Source organism: uncultured Slackia sp. (assembly GCF_944321625.1).
Lineage (GTDB): Bacteria > Actinomycetota > Coriobacteriia > Coriobacteriales > Eggerthellaceae > Slackia.
The window spans coordinates 1-14,412 of record NZ_CALUMA010000051.1; the positions used below are offsets into that span (position 1 = coordinate 1).

14 protein-coding genes are annotated in these 14,412 nt (G+C 60.9%); 6 read left to right on the top strand and 8 right to left on the bottom strand.

Going from position 1 to position 14,412, the window contains the following annotated elements:
• From Q0J60_RS04885 to Q0J60_RS04905, 5 genes are all read right to left on the bottom strand, one after another.
• Positions 1-440, bottom strand: a 440-nt coding sequence (locus Q0J60_RS04885; RefSeq protein WP_367178790.1) for a PstC family ABC transporter permease, incomplete at its 3' end; no start/stop codon positions are given.
• A gap of 27 nt (positions 441-467) precedes the next feature.
• Entirely contained in the window at positions 468-1,391 is a 924-nt protein-coding gene (locus Q0J60_RS04890) for a substrate-binding domain-containing protein (protein ID WP_294439117.1), read from the bottom strand.
• A gap of 157 nt (positions 1,392-1,548) precedes the next feature.
• Entirely contained in the window at positions 1,549-2,406 is an 858-nt protein-coding gene (locus Q0J60_RS04895; RefSeq protein WP_294439118.1) for a bifunctional 5,10-methylenetetrahydrofolate dehydrogenase/5,10-methenyltetrahydrofolate cyclohydrolase, read from the bottom strand.
• 608 nt (positions 2,407-3,014) lie between these two features.
• Positions 3,015-3,635 carry a cyclodeaminase/cyclohydrolase family protein gene (locus Q0J60_RS04900; RefSeq protein WP_294439119.1) on the bottom strand — a complete coding sequence of 207 codons (621 nt, stop codon included), beginning with the start codon at positions 3,633-3,635 and terminating at the stop codon, positions 3,015-3,017.
• A 240-nt stretch (positions 3,636-3,875) separates the two neighbouring features.
• The gene (locus tag Q0J60_RS04905) at positions 3,876-5,564 is read right to left on the bottom strand and encodes a formate--tetrahydrofolate ligase (RefSeq protein ID WP_294439120.1); all 1,689 of its coding nucleotides are present in this window, start codon (positions 5,562-5,564) and stop codon (positions 3,876-3,878) included.
• A gap of 348 nt (positions 5,565-5,912) precedes the next feature.
• On the opposite strand from Q0J60_RS04905, the gene Q0J60_RS04910 reads away from it, so the two are divergent.
• The 6 genes from Q0J60_RS04910 (at position 5,913) to Q0J60_RS04935 (ending at position 11,081) form a co-directional block, all read left to right on the top strand.
• Positions 5,913-6,605: a response regulator transcription factor gene (locus Q0J60_RS04910; protein ID WP_294439122.1), complete on the top strand. Its 693-nt coding sequence runs from the start codon at positions 5,913-5,915 to the stop codon at positions 6,603-6,605.
• A 58-nt stretch (positions 6,606-6,663) separates the two neighbouring features.
• Entirely contained in the window at positions 6,664-7,671 is a 1,008-nt protein-coding gene (locus tag Q0J60_RS04915) for a cell wall metabolism sensor histidine kinase WalK (RefSeq protein WP_294439124.1), read from the top strand.
• Between the two features lie 409 nt (positions 7,672-8,080).
• Complete coding sequence (locus Q0J60_RS04920; protein ID WP_294439125.1) at positions 8,081-9,349, top strand: MFS transporter; 1,269 nt, start codon at positions 8,081-8,083, stop codon at positions 9,347-9,349.
• 214 nt (positions 9,350-9,563) lie between these two features.
• Positions 9,564-10,106, top strand: a complete 543-nt coding sequence (locus Q0J60_RS04925) for a GNAT family N-acetyltransferase (protein WP_294439126.1) — start codon at positions 9,564-9,566, stop codon at positions 10,104-10,106.
• Between the two features lie 238 nt (positions 10,107-10,344).
• On the top strand, positions 10,345-10,638 hold the full coding sequence (locus tag Q0J60_RS04930) for a hypothetical protein (protein ID WP_294439127.1): 294 nt from the start codon (positions 10,345-10,347) through the stop codon (positions 10,636-10,638).
• Positions 10,635-11,081 carry a PIN domain-containing protein gene (locus Q0J60_RS04935; protein ID WP_294439128.1) on the top strand — a complete coding sequence of 149 codons (447 nt, stop codon included), beginning with the start codon at positions 10,635-10,637 and terminating at the stop codon, positions 11,079-11,081. The genes Q0J60_RS04930 and Q0J60_RS04935 overlap by 4 nt, the downstream gene beginning before the upstream one ends.
• A gap of 13 nt (positions 11,082-11,094) precedes the next feature.
• Here the strand turns inward: Q0J60_RS04935 and Q0J60_RS04940 are convergent, their stop codons facing one another.
• The 3 genes from Q0J60_RS04940 to Q0J60_RS04950 are packed head-to-tail and all read right to left on the bottom strand — an operon-like array spanning position 11,095 to position 14,230.
• A complete protein-coding gene (locus tag Q0J60_RS04940; RefSeq protein ID WP_294439129.1) occupies positions 11,095-11,850 on the bottom strand; it encodes an ABC transporter permease in 756 nt (251 codons plus the stop codon).
• Positions 11,843-12,727, bottom strand: a complete 885-nt coding sequence (locus Q0J60_RS04945; RefSeq protein ID WP_294439130.1) for an ABC transporter ATP-binding protein — start codon at positions 12,725-12,727, stop codon at positions 11,843-11,845. The genes Q0J60_RS04940 and Q0J60_RS04945 overlap by 8 nt, the downstream gene beginning before the upstream one ends.
• 3 nt (positions 12,728-12,730) lie before the next feature.
• Entirely contained in the window at positions 12,731-14,230 is a 1,500-nt protein-coding gene (locus Q0J60_RS04950) for an MATE family efflux transporter (protein ID WP_294439131.1), read from the bottom strand.
• Positions 14,231-14,412 lie beyond the last annotated feature (182 nt).

Sequence of the window (14,412 nt, forward strand, 5' to 3'; positions counted from 1 at the left end):
ATAATCGAGGCGGCCAGCAGGCTCATGCCCTGCACATGGAACACCTCGCGGATGAGCGGAACCAGCACCACCAGGCCGAAGAAGCCGTAAATAACCGACGGGATGCCCGCCAGAAGCTCAACTCCGGGAGTAAGGATGGCCTTGACGCGCGGGCTTGCGAAGCGGGACAGGTAGACCGCAGCGAACAGGCCGACAGGAATGCCGATGATCAACGCGCCGATAGTGGCATACACGCTGCCGATGATCATAGGCAGGATGCCGTACTGATCGGCGGCGGGGCGCCACGTGGTGCCGCCCAGGAACTCGAAGATACCGATCTCACCAATGGCGGGAACGCCGCTTGCGAAGAGGAAGATACAAATCAAAGCCACTGCGAGGATAGAGATCCCCGCAGCGGCCGTGAAAAGCACCTTCGCAACAGTTTCTTTGATGCTTTTCATAATGGTATGAAGCTTGTCAGGCGCGCGTTAGGCGAGCTCGGACCAGTCGGTGACGTTGCCCAGGAAGATCTCCTTGACCTGGTCGGAGGTCAGGGCGGAGATGGGGTTGTCGTTGTTCACGATGATGGCGATGCCGTCCTGAGCGATCACGGTGGCGGAAACGCCCTGGCTGGTCTCGGAGTCCTTCAGCTCACGGGAAGCCATGCCCAGGTCGCACACGCCCTCGATGGCGTTCTGAACACCGGTGGAGGAGTCGGACTGGTTGACCTCGATGGTCACGTCAGGGTTGATGGCCTCATAGGCATCGGCGAGGGCCTCCATGACCGGGGTCACAGAAGAGGAGCCGGCCACGGACACGGTGCCGGACAGGCTGTCGGAAGAGGACTCATAGGCGCCTTCCTCGGAGACGGCAACGTAGCCTTCCTCCTCGACGATGGCCTGGCCATCAGCGCTCATGATGTAGTTCAGGAAGTCCTGGGCGAGGTCGGAGACCTCAGAGCCGGTCACCACGTTGAACGGACGAGAAACCTTGTAGGAGCCGTCCTTCACGCCCTCGGCGGAGGGGGCAACGCCGTCGATTTCGACGCCCTTCACGGAATCGTCCATAGAGCCCAGCGAGATGTAGCCGATGGCGTTGGGGTCGCCGGCAACGGTGGTCATCATAACCGCGGTGGAGTTGGTGATGACGGCAGAGGTGGTGGTCAGGTCAACGTCGTTGTCATCCACAACGCCAAACAGCTCGGTGAAGGCGCCGCGGGTGCCGGAGCCGTCCTCGCGAGAGATGACGGAGATGGCGCCGGAGGGGCCTTCGGCGGTGCTTTCGGAAGAGCTGGAATCGGCGCTTCCGGAGTCGCTCGAGCCACCGGAGCAGCCGGCGAGCGCGAACATGCCGAATGCGCACACGGCAGCCAGAGCAAGCGCAAGCAGCTTGGTCTTCTTTGCTTTGATCATCGGTGAGAATCCTTTCGTCTCGGGTGTTTGTGCGCCCCTCATCGAAGTTCCCTCCCTCGATTCGGTCCCTACGCGCACGAGTCTTTTGGAACACCGAGCGAAACTTTACAAACCGACACCCAAGCCATTGTCAGGCACTCGTCAAATCAACGTAAAGTCAGACTGTCGCCTCCGCCGCTTCCACCACGTGCTTCATGAGCACGCTCGTGGTCACGCCGCCGATGCCGCGGGGCACGGGCGTTATGGCGCCCTCTTCGCCGAGCATGTCGCAAGCTGCATCGAAATCGGCGTCGCCGCACATGACGCCCGCTGCGTCAAAGTTGATACCCACATCGAGCACCGTTTGCCCTGTTCGGAAGCACTTCGCTCCATAGGCGCGGGCTCGGCCCGTCGCGAGCACCACGATGTCGGCGTCGCGAATGGCGGCCGCTACGTCATCAGTGCGAGAATGGCAAAGCGTAACCGTAGCGTTGCGTTCCATAAGAAGCATGGCGACCGGACGCCCAATCACCAGGCTGCGCCCTACCACTGCGGCGCGCTTGCCCGCGATTTCAGTTCCGTAATGGTCGAGCATCTCAAGGCAGGCAGTCGCCGTGCAAGGAGCAAACCCTTCGCCGCGACCGGAGAACACACGCGCGAGTGACCCAAGCCCCGCACCATCCACGTCCTTCCGCGGGTCGAGAGCATCGCAAGCAGCCTGCTCATCGAGATGAGCCGGCAAGGGGCGAAACATCAGGCAGCCATGGATGGATTCATCGGCATTCACCTGGGAGATCGCATCCATAAGACCCGCCTGCGAAACATCAGCAGAAAGCACTATGCGACGCACCGCGATTCCCAAAGATTCAGCACGCTTAAGCGCCGTGCGCTCGTACGACATGTCATCGGGTCGCTCCCCCACGCGCACGATGGCAAGCGTCGGCGCAACGCCACGTTCCGCTAGCGCCTCGACACGTCCCCGCAGATCAGCGGCAATCGCATCGGTCACCGGTTTTCCCAAAAGCAATGTTGGCATGATTCGCTTCTCCCCCATGCATCTCGTTTTGTATTGAGCGACACAATAGCCGTTTGGTATAAAAAACGCCTTATGTGCTAACTTTCGATGCCCTCAGTAAGAAAATCGCCTTATATGCGTGCCGCCAACTCACCTTAAAATGCAAACGCAAATTAGCGCACCAACATGACCAGGCATTATGCGATTCTATGAAGCATTGGAAGGGCAGCAATCACACACTTCATCGCATTTGGGCCTCGTTTTCCATGCAAATAAGGCGATTTTTATACCACGATACCCCAAATCACACAAATAAGGCCATTTTTAGAAACGAACCCTCAAAACCCGCTCAACACAGAGCGGCAGGGCGGATATTTACCGAGAAAGACCAAGGATCAAGGGGGAAAGCATGGAAGAAGGGCCGCCCGCGCGAGCGGAGAGATAATAGTTGGGCGTCACAAAGTGTTGGTGACATCAATCATGGGCGCATAAAAGTGACGGCATGAAAGGCGCCGCCAAATTGCGGCGGCGCCTCATGGGATTGCCTCTCGGAAACAAGCCCTCAGAGAAGCCAAAAAGGTTGCAAACTATAGCGCAGCCTGGGAGAACCCGTGGGCAATCGGATGCTGCTACTTGCCGCTCACCTCGTGGCGTACGTAATCGTAGAGCACATCGGCCTGATACGAGAACGACTTCACCAGGTCTTTCGCCTCGCGCTCAAATGCTTCGGCGGTCTGCAGGTCATCCATCATGGCGGTGTTCACATACACGTTGAGGGCCGCCGCCTCCATAGCACCCTTCGCAAGCGCGACAGAAGCACCCACGTCGGACAGCGCCAAACGCGAAGCGTTGTGCGCCATGAAGTCATCCAGTTCGATGACCTTCGCGCAAATGCGCATAATCTGAAGCGGAACCTCGCATGCGCCGAGCAACGCCTTCTGCCCCGCGTCATGGCGCAGTTGACGCTGCATCGGCGTGCCTTTGGGCATCTTCCACGTGCGCGCCAGCGCCGAAAACGCCTTGGCGTCGTCCTCCACCAGATGGAGCAGATCCTCGCGACATGCCTTGAGCTGGGAAAGAACGCCCTTAAGGTCGTCCTGCACCGCAGCATACTGCTGCTTGCCCAGTGTGAGATTGCCCACCATGGAGCCAAGCGCCGCAGCAAGCGCGCCCGCATAGGCGCTCGCCCCGCCGCCCCCAGGCGTGGGGGCGGCAGAAGCAACCGCCTCTATGAATTTCCTATCGGGCACCATCGCCCCTTTCTAGCCGATAATGACAACGGCAGCAACAACTGAACTGGCCGCATATGCCGCAAGCATCAAAAAGTCAGCGAAAAGCGCTCCGGTGCCCCAGGTTGGCGTGATGGCGGAGGCGTAGCGTACTTTGTACGTGAGCCTCCACCAGCGCGACAAGATGGGGCGCCCGAGCGCTTTGCAGCGTCGCAGCGCCTCATGCGAGCGGTGCGCAGGCTGGCAAGCCAGCGCAACCGCCTAGAACAGTCCCGTGATCTTGCCGGTCTCATCCACATCGATGTGCACAGCGGCGGGGTCTTTGCCCAGGCCAGGCATGGTCATGATGTCGCCCGTGAGCGCCACCACGAAGCCGGCGCCCGCCGACACCTTGACGTTACGCACCGTGATGCGGAAGCCGCGCGGCGCACCCAGCAGCTTAGGATCGTCCGAGAAGCTGTACTGGGTCTTGGCCATGCACACCGGCATACCGCCGAAGCCCAAATCCTCAAGCTGGGCGAGCTGCTTCTTGGCGTTGGGCGTGAAGTCAACGCCGTCGGCGTGGTAGACGCGCGTGGCGATGGCCTCGATCTTCTCGGCCAGACTCGCGTCGTCGGGATAGCAGAACTCGAACGTGGAAGCGCTGCGGCCCTCGGCGTCGCCCTGCTCGCACAGGCGCACAACCTCTTCGGCGAGCGCCATACCACCCTCGCCGCCGCGCGCAGCCACCTCGGAGCGAACGGCGTCGACGCCCAGCTCACGGCACTTGCGCTCGACAAGCTCGAGCTCGGCATCGGTGTCGTGCGGGAAGCGGTTGATGGCAACCACGCAAGGGAGCTTGTACACGTTGGTGATGTTGTCCACGTGCTGCAGCAGATTGGGCAGGCCGGCCTCAAGCGCCTCGAGGTTCTCCTCGGTGACCTTCGCCTTGGGCACGCCGCCGTGATTCTTGAGCGCGCGCACCGTGGCAACCACCACAACCGCGTCAGGCTTGAGTCCCGCAAGGCGGCACTTGATATCCAGGAACTTCTCCGCACCCAGGTCAGCGCCGAAGCCTGCCTCGGTCACGCAGTAATCGCCCAGCGCCATGGCCATACGCGTAGCCATGATGGAGTTGCAGCCGTGGGCAATGTTGGCGAAGGGGCCGCCATGCACGAACGCGGGCGTTCCCTCAAGCGTCTGGACCAGATTGGGCTTGAGCGCGTCCTTGAGCAGCGCGCACATGGCGCCTTGGGCATGGAGCTGACCAGCGGTGATGGGTTCATCATCACGCGTATAGCCCACCACGATGCGAGCCAGGCGCTCCTTGAGATCGGTTATGCTCGTGGCCAGGCAGAAGATGGCCATGATCTCGGATGCCACGGTGATATCGAAACCGTCCTCGCGCGGCACGCCGTGCGCCTTGCCGCCCAGGCCGCACACGATGTTGCGCAGCTGGCGATCGTTCATGTCCACGCAGCGCTTCCAGGTAATCTTGCGCACGTCGAAGCCGAGTGCGTTGCCCTGCTGAATGTGGTTATCGATCATCGCGGCAAGAAGGTTGTTGGCCGCGCCGATGGCGTGGAAGTCACCCGTGAAATGCAGGTTGATGTCTTCCATAGGGATGACCTGGGCGTATCCGCCGCCTGCAGCGCCGCCCTTGATGCCGAAGACGGGACCCAGGCTGGGCTCGCGCAGCGCCGCCACGACGTTCTTGCCAATCTTGCGCAGGCCGTCGGCCAGGCCCACCGTGGTAGTGGTTTTGCCCTCGCCCGCGGGCGTGGGGTTGATGGCCGTCACCAGAATCAGCTTGCCGGGCTCGTGCGGATGGTCGTTCAGCAGGTTGTAATCGACCTTGGCCTTATAGTTGCCGTACATCTCCAGATATTCCTGCGGAACGCCGGCGCGCTCGGCAATCTTGGAGATATGCTCGGGGGTTACGGACTGGGCAATTTCAATGTCGCTCAACACTTCGGGCCCTTCCTTCCTATGGAGACGGCGGCGTCCGGTCGCAAATGCGCCCGACCTGCGCAACGCAGCCGGGCACGAACGAAAAGACGCACAATTATTGGGATTGCCCCATTGTACATGTCGCCGCCTTTCCCGCCACGCTGCCGGGACGTTTCCCTGATAAGCGGCAAGAAAACCCCGGATGCGGCAGGCCCGGCGCCGGGACGTCGTAGAGCAACGGCGCGGCAACCGTTTTACGGAAGCATCTCCATGCGCGACGCGAAACGCGAGGTCGCGTGCTATGATGCTGAAAAACAGGCGCGCGGCACATCGTGCCGCCGCTCCACGAATCCAACCGAAGGACACGCCATGAACGAAGAAGCTGAGTCCATCCTCATCGTCGACGACGAGCAATCCATCACTGATTTCGTTTCCTACAGCCTCATGAAAGAGGGCTTCCGCGTCGATGTGGCCGCAAACGGCGAAGACGCGCTTGCGCTTGCAATGCGCAAAAAGTACGACCTGTTCGTGCTCGACATCATGCTGCCCGGCATGGCCGGCTACGAGCTGTGCCGCCGCCTGCGCGCCCGCACCACGGCGCCCGTGCTGTTCCTTTCCGCGCGCGACACCGAGCTCGACAAGGTCGTGGGCCTGGAGATCGGTGGCGACGACTACCTGGCGAAGCCCTTTGGCGTGCGCGAGCTCATCGCCCGCGTGCGCGCCCTACTGCGCCGCGGCACCCTGGACTCCGCATCCGGGTCCGGCGCCCTTACCGCCGCAGGCATCACGCTGGACGAAGACCGCCACACCGCCGAGGGCCCGCAGGGTTCCATCGACCTGACCCCTCGCGAGTTCGAGCTGCTTGCCGCGCTCATGAAGGACGCCGGCAAGGTGGTCACGCGCGAAGAGCTGCTGCGCGAGGCCTGGGGCTGGGAGTACATCACAGAGACGAAGACCGTCGACACGCACATCAAGCGCCTGCGCGACAAGCTTTCTGCCGCAGGGTTCGATGCCGGCGTCATCGAAACGGTGCGCGGTTACGGCTACCGCCTGCGCGCATAGCCTCGCGAGCTAGGGTACGGCCTGTTCGTTGAAACGCCTCCAAACATATTTCGCTATATTGACCGCCATCTTCGCGGTTGCCGGCGCCGTCGTGGCGCTGATGGCCATTGCGCTCTTCGACACGGGCAACCCCCTGGTCATCGTCTGGATACTGCTGACCGGCGGCACCTTCGTGTTCATCATTTCGCTCATCATCGGGCACTACATGGCCGAGCCTTTGGTGAACCTCCATCGCAGAGCGCAGGCGGTGTTCGAAGGCGATGCCACGGTAGACATCAAACCCGAAGGAAAGCTCTACGAGGCCGACCTTCTTGCGGAGGATTTCGCCGCCTTGAGCGAGCAGAACAAGACCAAGATGTCCGATTTGGCCGTGCAGCAGAAACGTCAGACCCAGTTCATCAGCGATGTGGCGCACGAGCTGCGCACGCCGCTCACCGCCATTCGCGGCAATGCCGAAACCATGATGGACCCCGATATGCCGCCTGAGCTGCGCGAACGATTCTGCCACACCATCATCAGCGAATCCGAGCGCCTCACGCGCATGGCGAACGACCTGCTCACGCTGCAGCATGTCGAAGAAGGCACCGACCAGACCAGCTGGCGTCGCGTGAAGCTGCACGACGTGGTTGCCGATGTCGCGGATGCGCTGGGCCCGCTGATCGAAGAGCGCGGCGGCACACTCACTGTGACGGGCGAAGCCCCCGACGTGCTGGGCAACGCCGATCGCCTACAGCAGGTGGTATACAACCTGGTTGCCAACGCATCGCGCTTCATCGGCGAGGGCGGCCACGTGATTATTCGACTCGAAGGCCTGGCCGACCGGTCGGTCATCAGCGTGCTGGACGACGGCCCGGGCTTTGGCACCATCGATCCCAAACTCCTGTTCACGCGCTTCTTCCGCGGCGACAACTCGCGCGCCCGCAACACCGGCGGCACGGGCCTGGGGCTCGCTATCGCCAAGAGCATCGTGGAGGCGCACGACGGCACCATCGAGGCGCTGAACCGCGCCGAAGGCGGCGCCTGCTTCATCGTGACGCTTCCCAGCATTCACGAGCACATCCGCTGATACGAGAAGGGGCTCGATACGAGCCGGAGGAGTTCCCGCAAGCGCGAAAGTCACTTCCAAAGAGATGCCGTTTGCAAAAGATGGCGATATGCTGCAGTTTGCAAGCAGCACACAGAGTAGTCGTGATTTTTAACTATCGTTTCCCCAGTTCACAAGGCCGCCAAAAATCGGATACTTGCGATGAGCGGTAAAAACTGCAGCATATCGCCATCTTTTGCATCTGTCCCACATTTTCACGCGTATGTCGCATGTTTGTCGTCTGCGCCAAATACTTGAAATCGTGCGATGGCATAAATCCCGCCCGCTCTCTACAATGGCGCTTCGATGGTGCAGTGCGCGCATCGGCATAACGGCGCAGTCGCGGACGCCACAAGCGTGGGTCGCGACCACAGGAGTAGAGAGGGTTACCATGGGCGAGTCGGGCTATCGCGCGTTTTTCCATACTCAGCACGTTCCGCAGCTCGCGCTGTCCATGGTGCTGGCGCGCCTGCCCGTAGGCGTGGTGACCATCGTGCTGGTGCTGTTCGTAAGCACGCGTTACGGCGCCACCGTCGCCGGCCTGTGCACCGCCGGTTTCACCATCGGCATGGCATGCCTCGCTCCTGTGTTCGGCAAATTCGTGGACAAAGGATATGGCCCCGTCACGCTGCGCGTGCTTGCCGTGGTCGAAATGATAAGCGTGCTTGCCCTGGTGGCATTGGTACTTGCCCAAACGCATTTCGTGCTGGCAATCGCGGCATCGTTCTGCTGCGGGGCGTTCATGCCTCCCATCGCGGGCGTTACGCGATCGCTGTGGCCCAGCATGCTGGACATGAGCATGATCGCCACCGCTTACAACTTCGAAGTGCTGGTTATCGACGTGCTCTACGTCACCGGGCCGCTTCTTGCCAGCATCTTCGTAGCGATAGGCGCGCCGGAAGCGGGCCTGATTTCCACCACCGCCGCGTCGCTCGTGGGCACCTTCATCCTCGCGTCGCTCGAACCGGTCAAGAATCACGCGCAGCGCAACCGCACCCGCCGCGCCCAGGCAACGCAATCCGCCGACGCGTCCGCCGTCCCCGCGAAGGTGCCCTTGCTCACCTTCGCCGTGATGCTTCTGCTTTTGGCCGCGCTCATGCGTCTCATGTTCAGCGGCTGGCTGGAAACCATCATTCCGCTGTTCTATAACGACATGGGGCAGGCGGCGTTGGGAAGCATCGCCATCTCGGCATGGTCGGTGGGCTCGGTGCTAGGCGTCGTCCTGTTCCACCGCTTCCAGCCCAACCCGCGCACAATTGCACCTGTCAAACAAATGGCGCTGTTCACCGGCATCTTCATGGCGGTGTCGATCCTGGCGGGCTTCGGCGTGAACGGGTTTGCCATCATGTGCGTGCTGATGGTGCTCGTGGGCGCATCCGGAGCGCCGGTGGACAACCTTCACTACCAGCTGGCAAGCACCCTTTCGCCGCAGGAGCGCCAGGCCGAGATGTTCTCATGGCTCAACACGGCGTCCAATGTGGGCATCGCCGGCGGAGCGTTCTTCGCGGGACTCTGCGCCGACTACGTGGACTACGGCATCGCGTTCTTCCTGCCTTCGATCTGCCTGGTGCTCTCGTTCGCGTTCACGGCGGTGCTCATGGTGTCGCAAAGCGGACGCAGGCCCAAGATGATTCGCAGGCGCAAGGCGTCGCAGGCGTGAAGCCCCTAGACACGCGTTTCCCAAAACGCGAATCATCCCGCACTGCACTCCACGCTTGAACCCCTCCGGAACAAATGCCGGCCTCGCGCATACTCCGAGAGAGACGAAGCGAGAAATAAAACCGACTTTCGCGTATGCGACAATGTGTTCCCATGCCATAATTGTTGCTTACGCGTGATGCAAAAGATCAATCTCAGCAAAGGATTCAACCACTATGCTTACCATCGAGAAAGTAAAAGGAAGCTTCGTCGGCAGTACGCGCAAGCTGTACCACTCGTCCTTCGCAGAATGGGAGCGCATTCCCTTCTGGTCGCTTCGACTGCGCAGCCTGAAAAAGGACATGGACCTGTTCGCCTTTTGCGACGATGGAGCGTTCTGCGGCTTCGCAAGCCTGACCGTGAACGACAAGGCGGCGTACATCCAGTATTTCGCCGTGGAGAAAAGCCTGCGCGGGAAGGGCATCGGGGGCGAAGCGCTCAAGCTTCTCGCCGAGCATTACGACGAACTGCCCCTGGCGCTAGACATACCCGCAGTGCTTCCAGGCACCGAGGGCGCCAAGCAGCGTGCCCGCTTCAAGAAGTTCTATTTGCGCAACGGATTCAAGGAATCGAGCTTCGGCTACAAAGACGGCGGCGTAGTGTACGAAATCTTTACTCGTGGGGAGAAGCGCGAAAAAGAGGATTACGCCAAACTCATCAACATGCTCGCCTTCGGCCTGACCAAAATCAGGGTGCGCAAGGTAGACGAATTGAAGTAAGGCGTTATCCGCCACGCGCTGCCCGATGCGCCCGATGGGGCTCTTCGACTCAAGGTAGGTTTTAGCTTCGACGCGGATGGCGCTGCAATGGAGCAAGGCGCCATCCGCGCAAAAGAGAGTCGCTATTCGGCGGCTCTCTTTATTTGCATTACGTAATGCACACAGATATACTGGACGGAGACGGTCGCAATCCCGCGCGGCACTCGCCGCCCTATCGCATCAGTCGAAAGGAGCCATCATGGCCCAGGCGTCCACGTTGAACATCCGACTGCTCGATTCGCTCAAAACGCATGGAAATCAGGTGCTTGCGCGTGAAGGCATCTCGGTATCCGAGGCCGTACGCAAGCTTTACGAGTATCTCGAACGCGAGCAAAAAATGCCTGAATGTCTGATGGAAAACAGTCAGAGCGACATCTACGATCAAAGACGGTCCGCCTTGAAGAAATTTGCAGGGTGCGCCCCTTTGCCGCAAGGTTTCACGTCAGATGACGTGCGACGCGAGCGCCTGGCTCGAAAGGGGCTGGAAGTATGAAAGTCTGCTTCGACACGAATGTCGTTATCGACATCGCGGGTAAAACTGACTGGTTTTTGGATTCGTACGCCTCTTACGACGTCGCGCTACTACGCAAATTCGACACATGCATCACTGCGGCATCCACCACTGATATCGTCTACGTACTGCACAGGCGCGGCATGAGCGCAAAAGAATCGAATGAGCAGCTGCCGTCGCTTTTCTTCATGTTCGACGTTTTAGATGTGACGGAGTCGGACTGTCGCCGCGCATACGAGAACAGCATAGCCGATTACGAAGACGCCCTTATTGCCGAATGCTGCGCCCGCAACGGAGTTGACATCATTGTCACCCGCAACAAAAAAGATTTCAAAACCTCACCCGTACCAGCACTCACGCCGCAGGAATTCCTTGATGCGTATAAACCGGAAAACGTGGAATACGACATGGTTGAGCTGAGATAACAGCAATAGGCTGCTATCCCACGCGGCGCCACTTGGTTAGGCGACGTTCGGCGATGTCGAAAAACTCGTACAGGATCACGCCCAGCAACGCCATGGCGATGATGCCGGCAAACATCTTGGGGTACGCGAGCAGCGCCCATGCATCCACAATGAAGTAGCCAAGACCGGTAGACCCCGCCAGGCTTTCGGCGAAGAACAGAATGGCTACCGCCGTGCCGCTGGAGATGCGCAGCGCCGTGAACAGCTCGGGCAGCGTGGCGGGAACAATCACGTGGCGATACACGTCAAGGCGCCCCGCACCCAGCGAGCGCATGGACATCACAGCCTGCTCGGGCACGCTCTGCGCCGCATCACGCACCGTGACCAGCACCTGAAAGAAGATGGTGATAGCGATGAGCGTGATCTTGGGCGCATCCGCCAAGCCCATCAGCACGATGAGCACCGGCAGCAGAACAACCTTGGGCAGCGGATAGAGGAAGTACAGCACGGGAGCGAACACCGCGTCGACGCGCGGCGAACGTCCGCAGGCAAGCCCTAGCGGAATGGCGAGCACCGTGCCGATAAGCATGGCCGCCACCACGCGATACAGGCTTACCAGAAACGCCGGCCATAAGTCGCCCGCGTACTGCACCACCATGGGGAATGCCTCGGCGGGACCCGGCAGCGCGGCGTTGTCCACGAGCATGGCCGTCACCTGCCAACCGGCGAGGATGAACACGATGGCCAACGCATAGCCTATAAGCTTGCGCGCGATTCCGTCCTTACGCATGGCACACCTCCTCCGAGCAAGCGGCTGACGTGCCAGGAGCATCGGACGCGTTCGCGAAGTCGGAGGCGCCGGACTCGGCTGACGCATCGGTGCCTTCCCCCGCGGCACTGCCCCGCAACACCTCGCGCAACTGGCGGCAGCGCTCGAAGAACAGCGGATCGTCGCGCCAATCGTCGGCGCACATCTCAGAATTGTAGAGCGTGAACGCGATGCGCCCCGGGCGCGGCGTCATCACCACCACGCGCTGGCCCAGAAACACCGCCTCTTCAATAGAATGCGTGACCAGCACCTGCGCGTAGCCGCTCTCGCGCCACGTGCGCTTGAGCATGTTCTGCATCTCTTCGCGAAGCAGCGCGTCCAATGCCGAAAGGGGCTCATCCATCAACAGCAGATCAATGTCGCACGCAAGGGCGCGAGCCATGGCCAGGCGCTGACGCATACCGCCCGAAAGCTCGGCGGGGTACGCCTTGGCAAAATCGGACAGCCCTACGCGCGCAAGGGCATCCGCCACGCGTTCGCGGCGCTCGCGCTTAGATACACGGCGAACCTGCAGGCCAAGGCCGGCATTCTGCTCCACCGTTTTCCACGGCATCAAACCGAAATCCTGCAGAATGAGGCCCGTCTCGAGCCGAGGACGCGTGACAACGGCGCCGTCAACGAGCGCGGCACCCTGCGTAGGCTTGAGCAGCCCGCACGCAATCAGGAGGCTGGTGGATTTACCGCAGCCCGAAGGCCCCAGAATGGCGACGGACTCCCTCGGAGCCACTTCCAGACTCATAGGCCCAAGCGCCTGCGTCTTGCCGCGCGCGCCGTCATAGACCTGCGATACGCCCTCAAGTGAAAGCTTGGGAACGGTGGGGGTACTCGCACTCGTCATGGTTTATGCCGCCTTGGGCGGATACTCGCCCGATGCCTTCTGGTCGGCGATGCGGCGATTAATCTTGCGCATCTCCACGATGAGGAACACGAGCACGGTGAAAATCGCCAGGAAGTCCGAAGCCGGCACCGCGCAGTACACCGCATCGAGCGAGTCGATCATCGGCAGGATGTGCGGCAGCGTTTCAGGGAAGATCAGCGTCAGCGGAATCAGGAACAGAATCTGGCGCGTGAGCGACAGGATGATGCTCTTGGCCGGCTGACCCGTAGCCTGGAAGTAGTTGGAGCCCACGATCTGGAAACCGATGATGGGCAGGAAGATCAGGTTCACGCGCAGGGCGAACGCCGCGAGCGCCACCAGCTCAGCATCGCGAATGCCGAAGAAGTTGATGACCTGCGGGGCAAAAATCATGATGAGCACCCACATGACCGTACCCAGAATGGTGGCAAAAATGATGCCCACGCGCAGAGTGGTCTTAACGCGCTCCCACAGGCGGGCGCCGTAGTTGAAGCCCAGAAGCGGCTGCACAGCGATAGACACGCCGATCAGCGGAAGAATGGTGAACATGGCGACGCGTCCCACAACGCCAATGGCTGCCAGCGCGTTGTCGGCGCCGATGGGGTCCATAGCACCATATGTGGCAAGCGCGTAGTTGGTGACCACCATGGATACGGCGGAACCGATCTGGATGGCGAACGACGCGGTGCCCAGCGAGATGATGCTGCGGCACAGCTTTGCCTTGAGCGGCAGGTACTTGCGGCGCAGGCGGATGGGCACGTTGGGGGTCTTGGTGAAGTACCAGATAACGGTGCAGCAGCTGATGAACATGCCGCACACCGTCGCCCATGCGCTACCGGCAACGCCCATGCCCAGACCAAGCACGAAGATGGCGTTGAACACCGTGCATCCCACGGCGCCGATGAGCATGGTCATGAACGCGCGGTTGGGGGCGCCGGCGGTACGGATGAAGTTGTTCAGGCCCATACCCACAATCTGGAACACGCAGCCCAGGCTGATGATCTGGATGAACTCGCGCGCATAGGGGCGCACGTTATCGGTAGCGGAAGAAAGCGTCATGAGCGGCTCGATGAACGCCGGAACATGCGCCAGCACGGCCAGCGTGAGCGACACGATGATGCCCAGCACGGCGGTGTTGCCCAGGATGTTCTCGGCCTCGTCGTGCTTGCCTTCGCCCAAGCGCAACGCGCACAGTGCGTTACCGCCGGCACCGATAAGCATGGACAACGCCATGAACACGGTCATGATGGGGCCGGCGACGGTCACGGCGGTCAGGCCGATTTCGCCCGCGCCATGGCCCAAGAACACCGAGTCGATGAGCTGGTAGGCGCCGTTGACCAGCATACCCAGGATGGCGGGGATAGCGAACTCTACCACCAGCTTGGGAATGTTGCCCGTGCCCATGCGGGTTACACGCTCGTTCTCCTTTTTCGCGTCGCCAGCGACGGGCGCGCCCTGATTCTTTTCCGCGATAGCTTCGCTCATGCTCTGGTTGCCTCTCTTGCCGTGATGTCACCGGATGTATCCGGATATGTACGTTGAAAAGGCCGCGAATGCGGCCGGATGATCGTCGCCGATGCAGCGACTACGAAATTGTTATTGTAAAGAGGAAAAAGACGGAGGGAAACCCCTTTGCCGCAGAACAGCGGCGCAAAGGCTCCGCGTCC

Coding starts and splice junctions, on each gene's coding strand:
- Q0J60_RS04940 (WP_294439129.1), bottom strand. CDS start 11,850: ATGCGTAAGGACGGAATCGCGCGCAAGCTTATAGGCTATGCGTTGGCC.
- Q0J60_RS04935 (WP_294439128.1), top strand. CDS start 10,635: ATGAAAGTCTGCTTCGACACGAATGTCGTTATCGACATCGCGGGTAAA.
- Q0J60_RS04925 (WP_294439126.1), top strand. CDS start 9,564: ATGCTTACCATCGAGAAAGTAAAAGGAAGCTTCGTCGGCAGTACGCGC.
- Q0J60_RS04950 (WP_294439131.1), bottom strand. CDS start 14,230: ATGAGCGAAGCTATCGCGGAAAAGAATCAGGGCGCGCCCGTCGCTGGC.
- Q0J60_RS04945 (WP_294439130.1), bottom strand. CDS start 12,727: ATGACGAGTGCGAGTACCCCCACCGTTCCCAAGCTTTCACTTGAGGGC.
- Q0J60_RS04895 (WP_294439118.1), bottom strand. CDS start 2,406: ATGCCAACATTGCTTTTGGGAAAACCGGTGACCGATGCGATTGCCGCT.
- Q0J60_RS04910 (WP_294439122.1), top strand. CDS start 5,913: ATGAACGAAGAAGCTGAGTCCATCCTCATCGTCGACGACGAGCAATCC.
- Q0J60_RS04920 (WP_294439125.1), top strand. CDS start 8,081: ATGGGCGAGTCGGGCTATCGCGCGTTTTTCCATACTCAGCACGTTCCG.
- Q0J60_RS04930 (WP_294439127.1), top strand. CDS start 10,345: ATGGCCCAGGCGTCCACGTTGAACATCCGACTGCTCGATTCGCTCAAA.
- Q0J60_RS04890 (WP_294439117.1), bottom strand. CDS start 1,391: ATGATCAAAGCAAAGAAGACCAAGCTGCTTGCGCTTGCTCTGGCTGCC.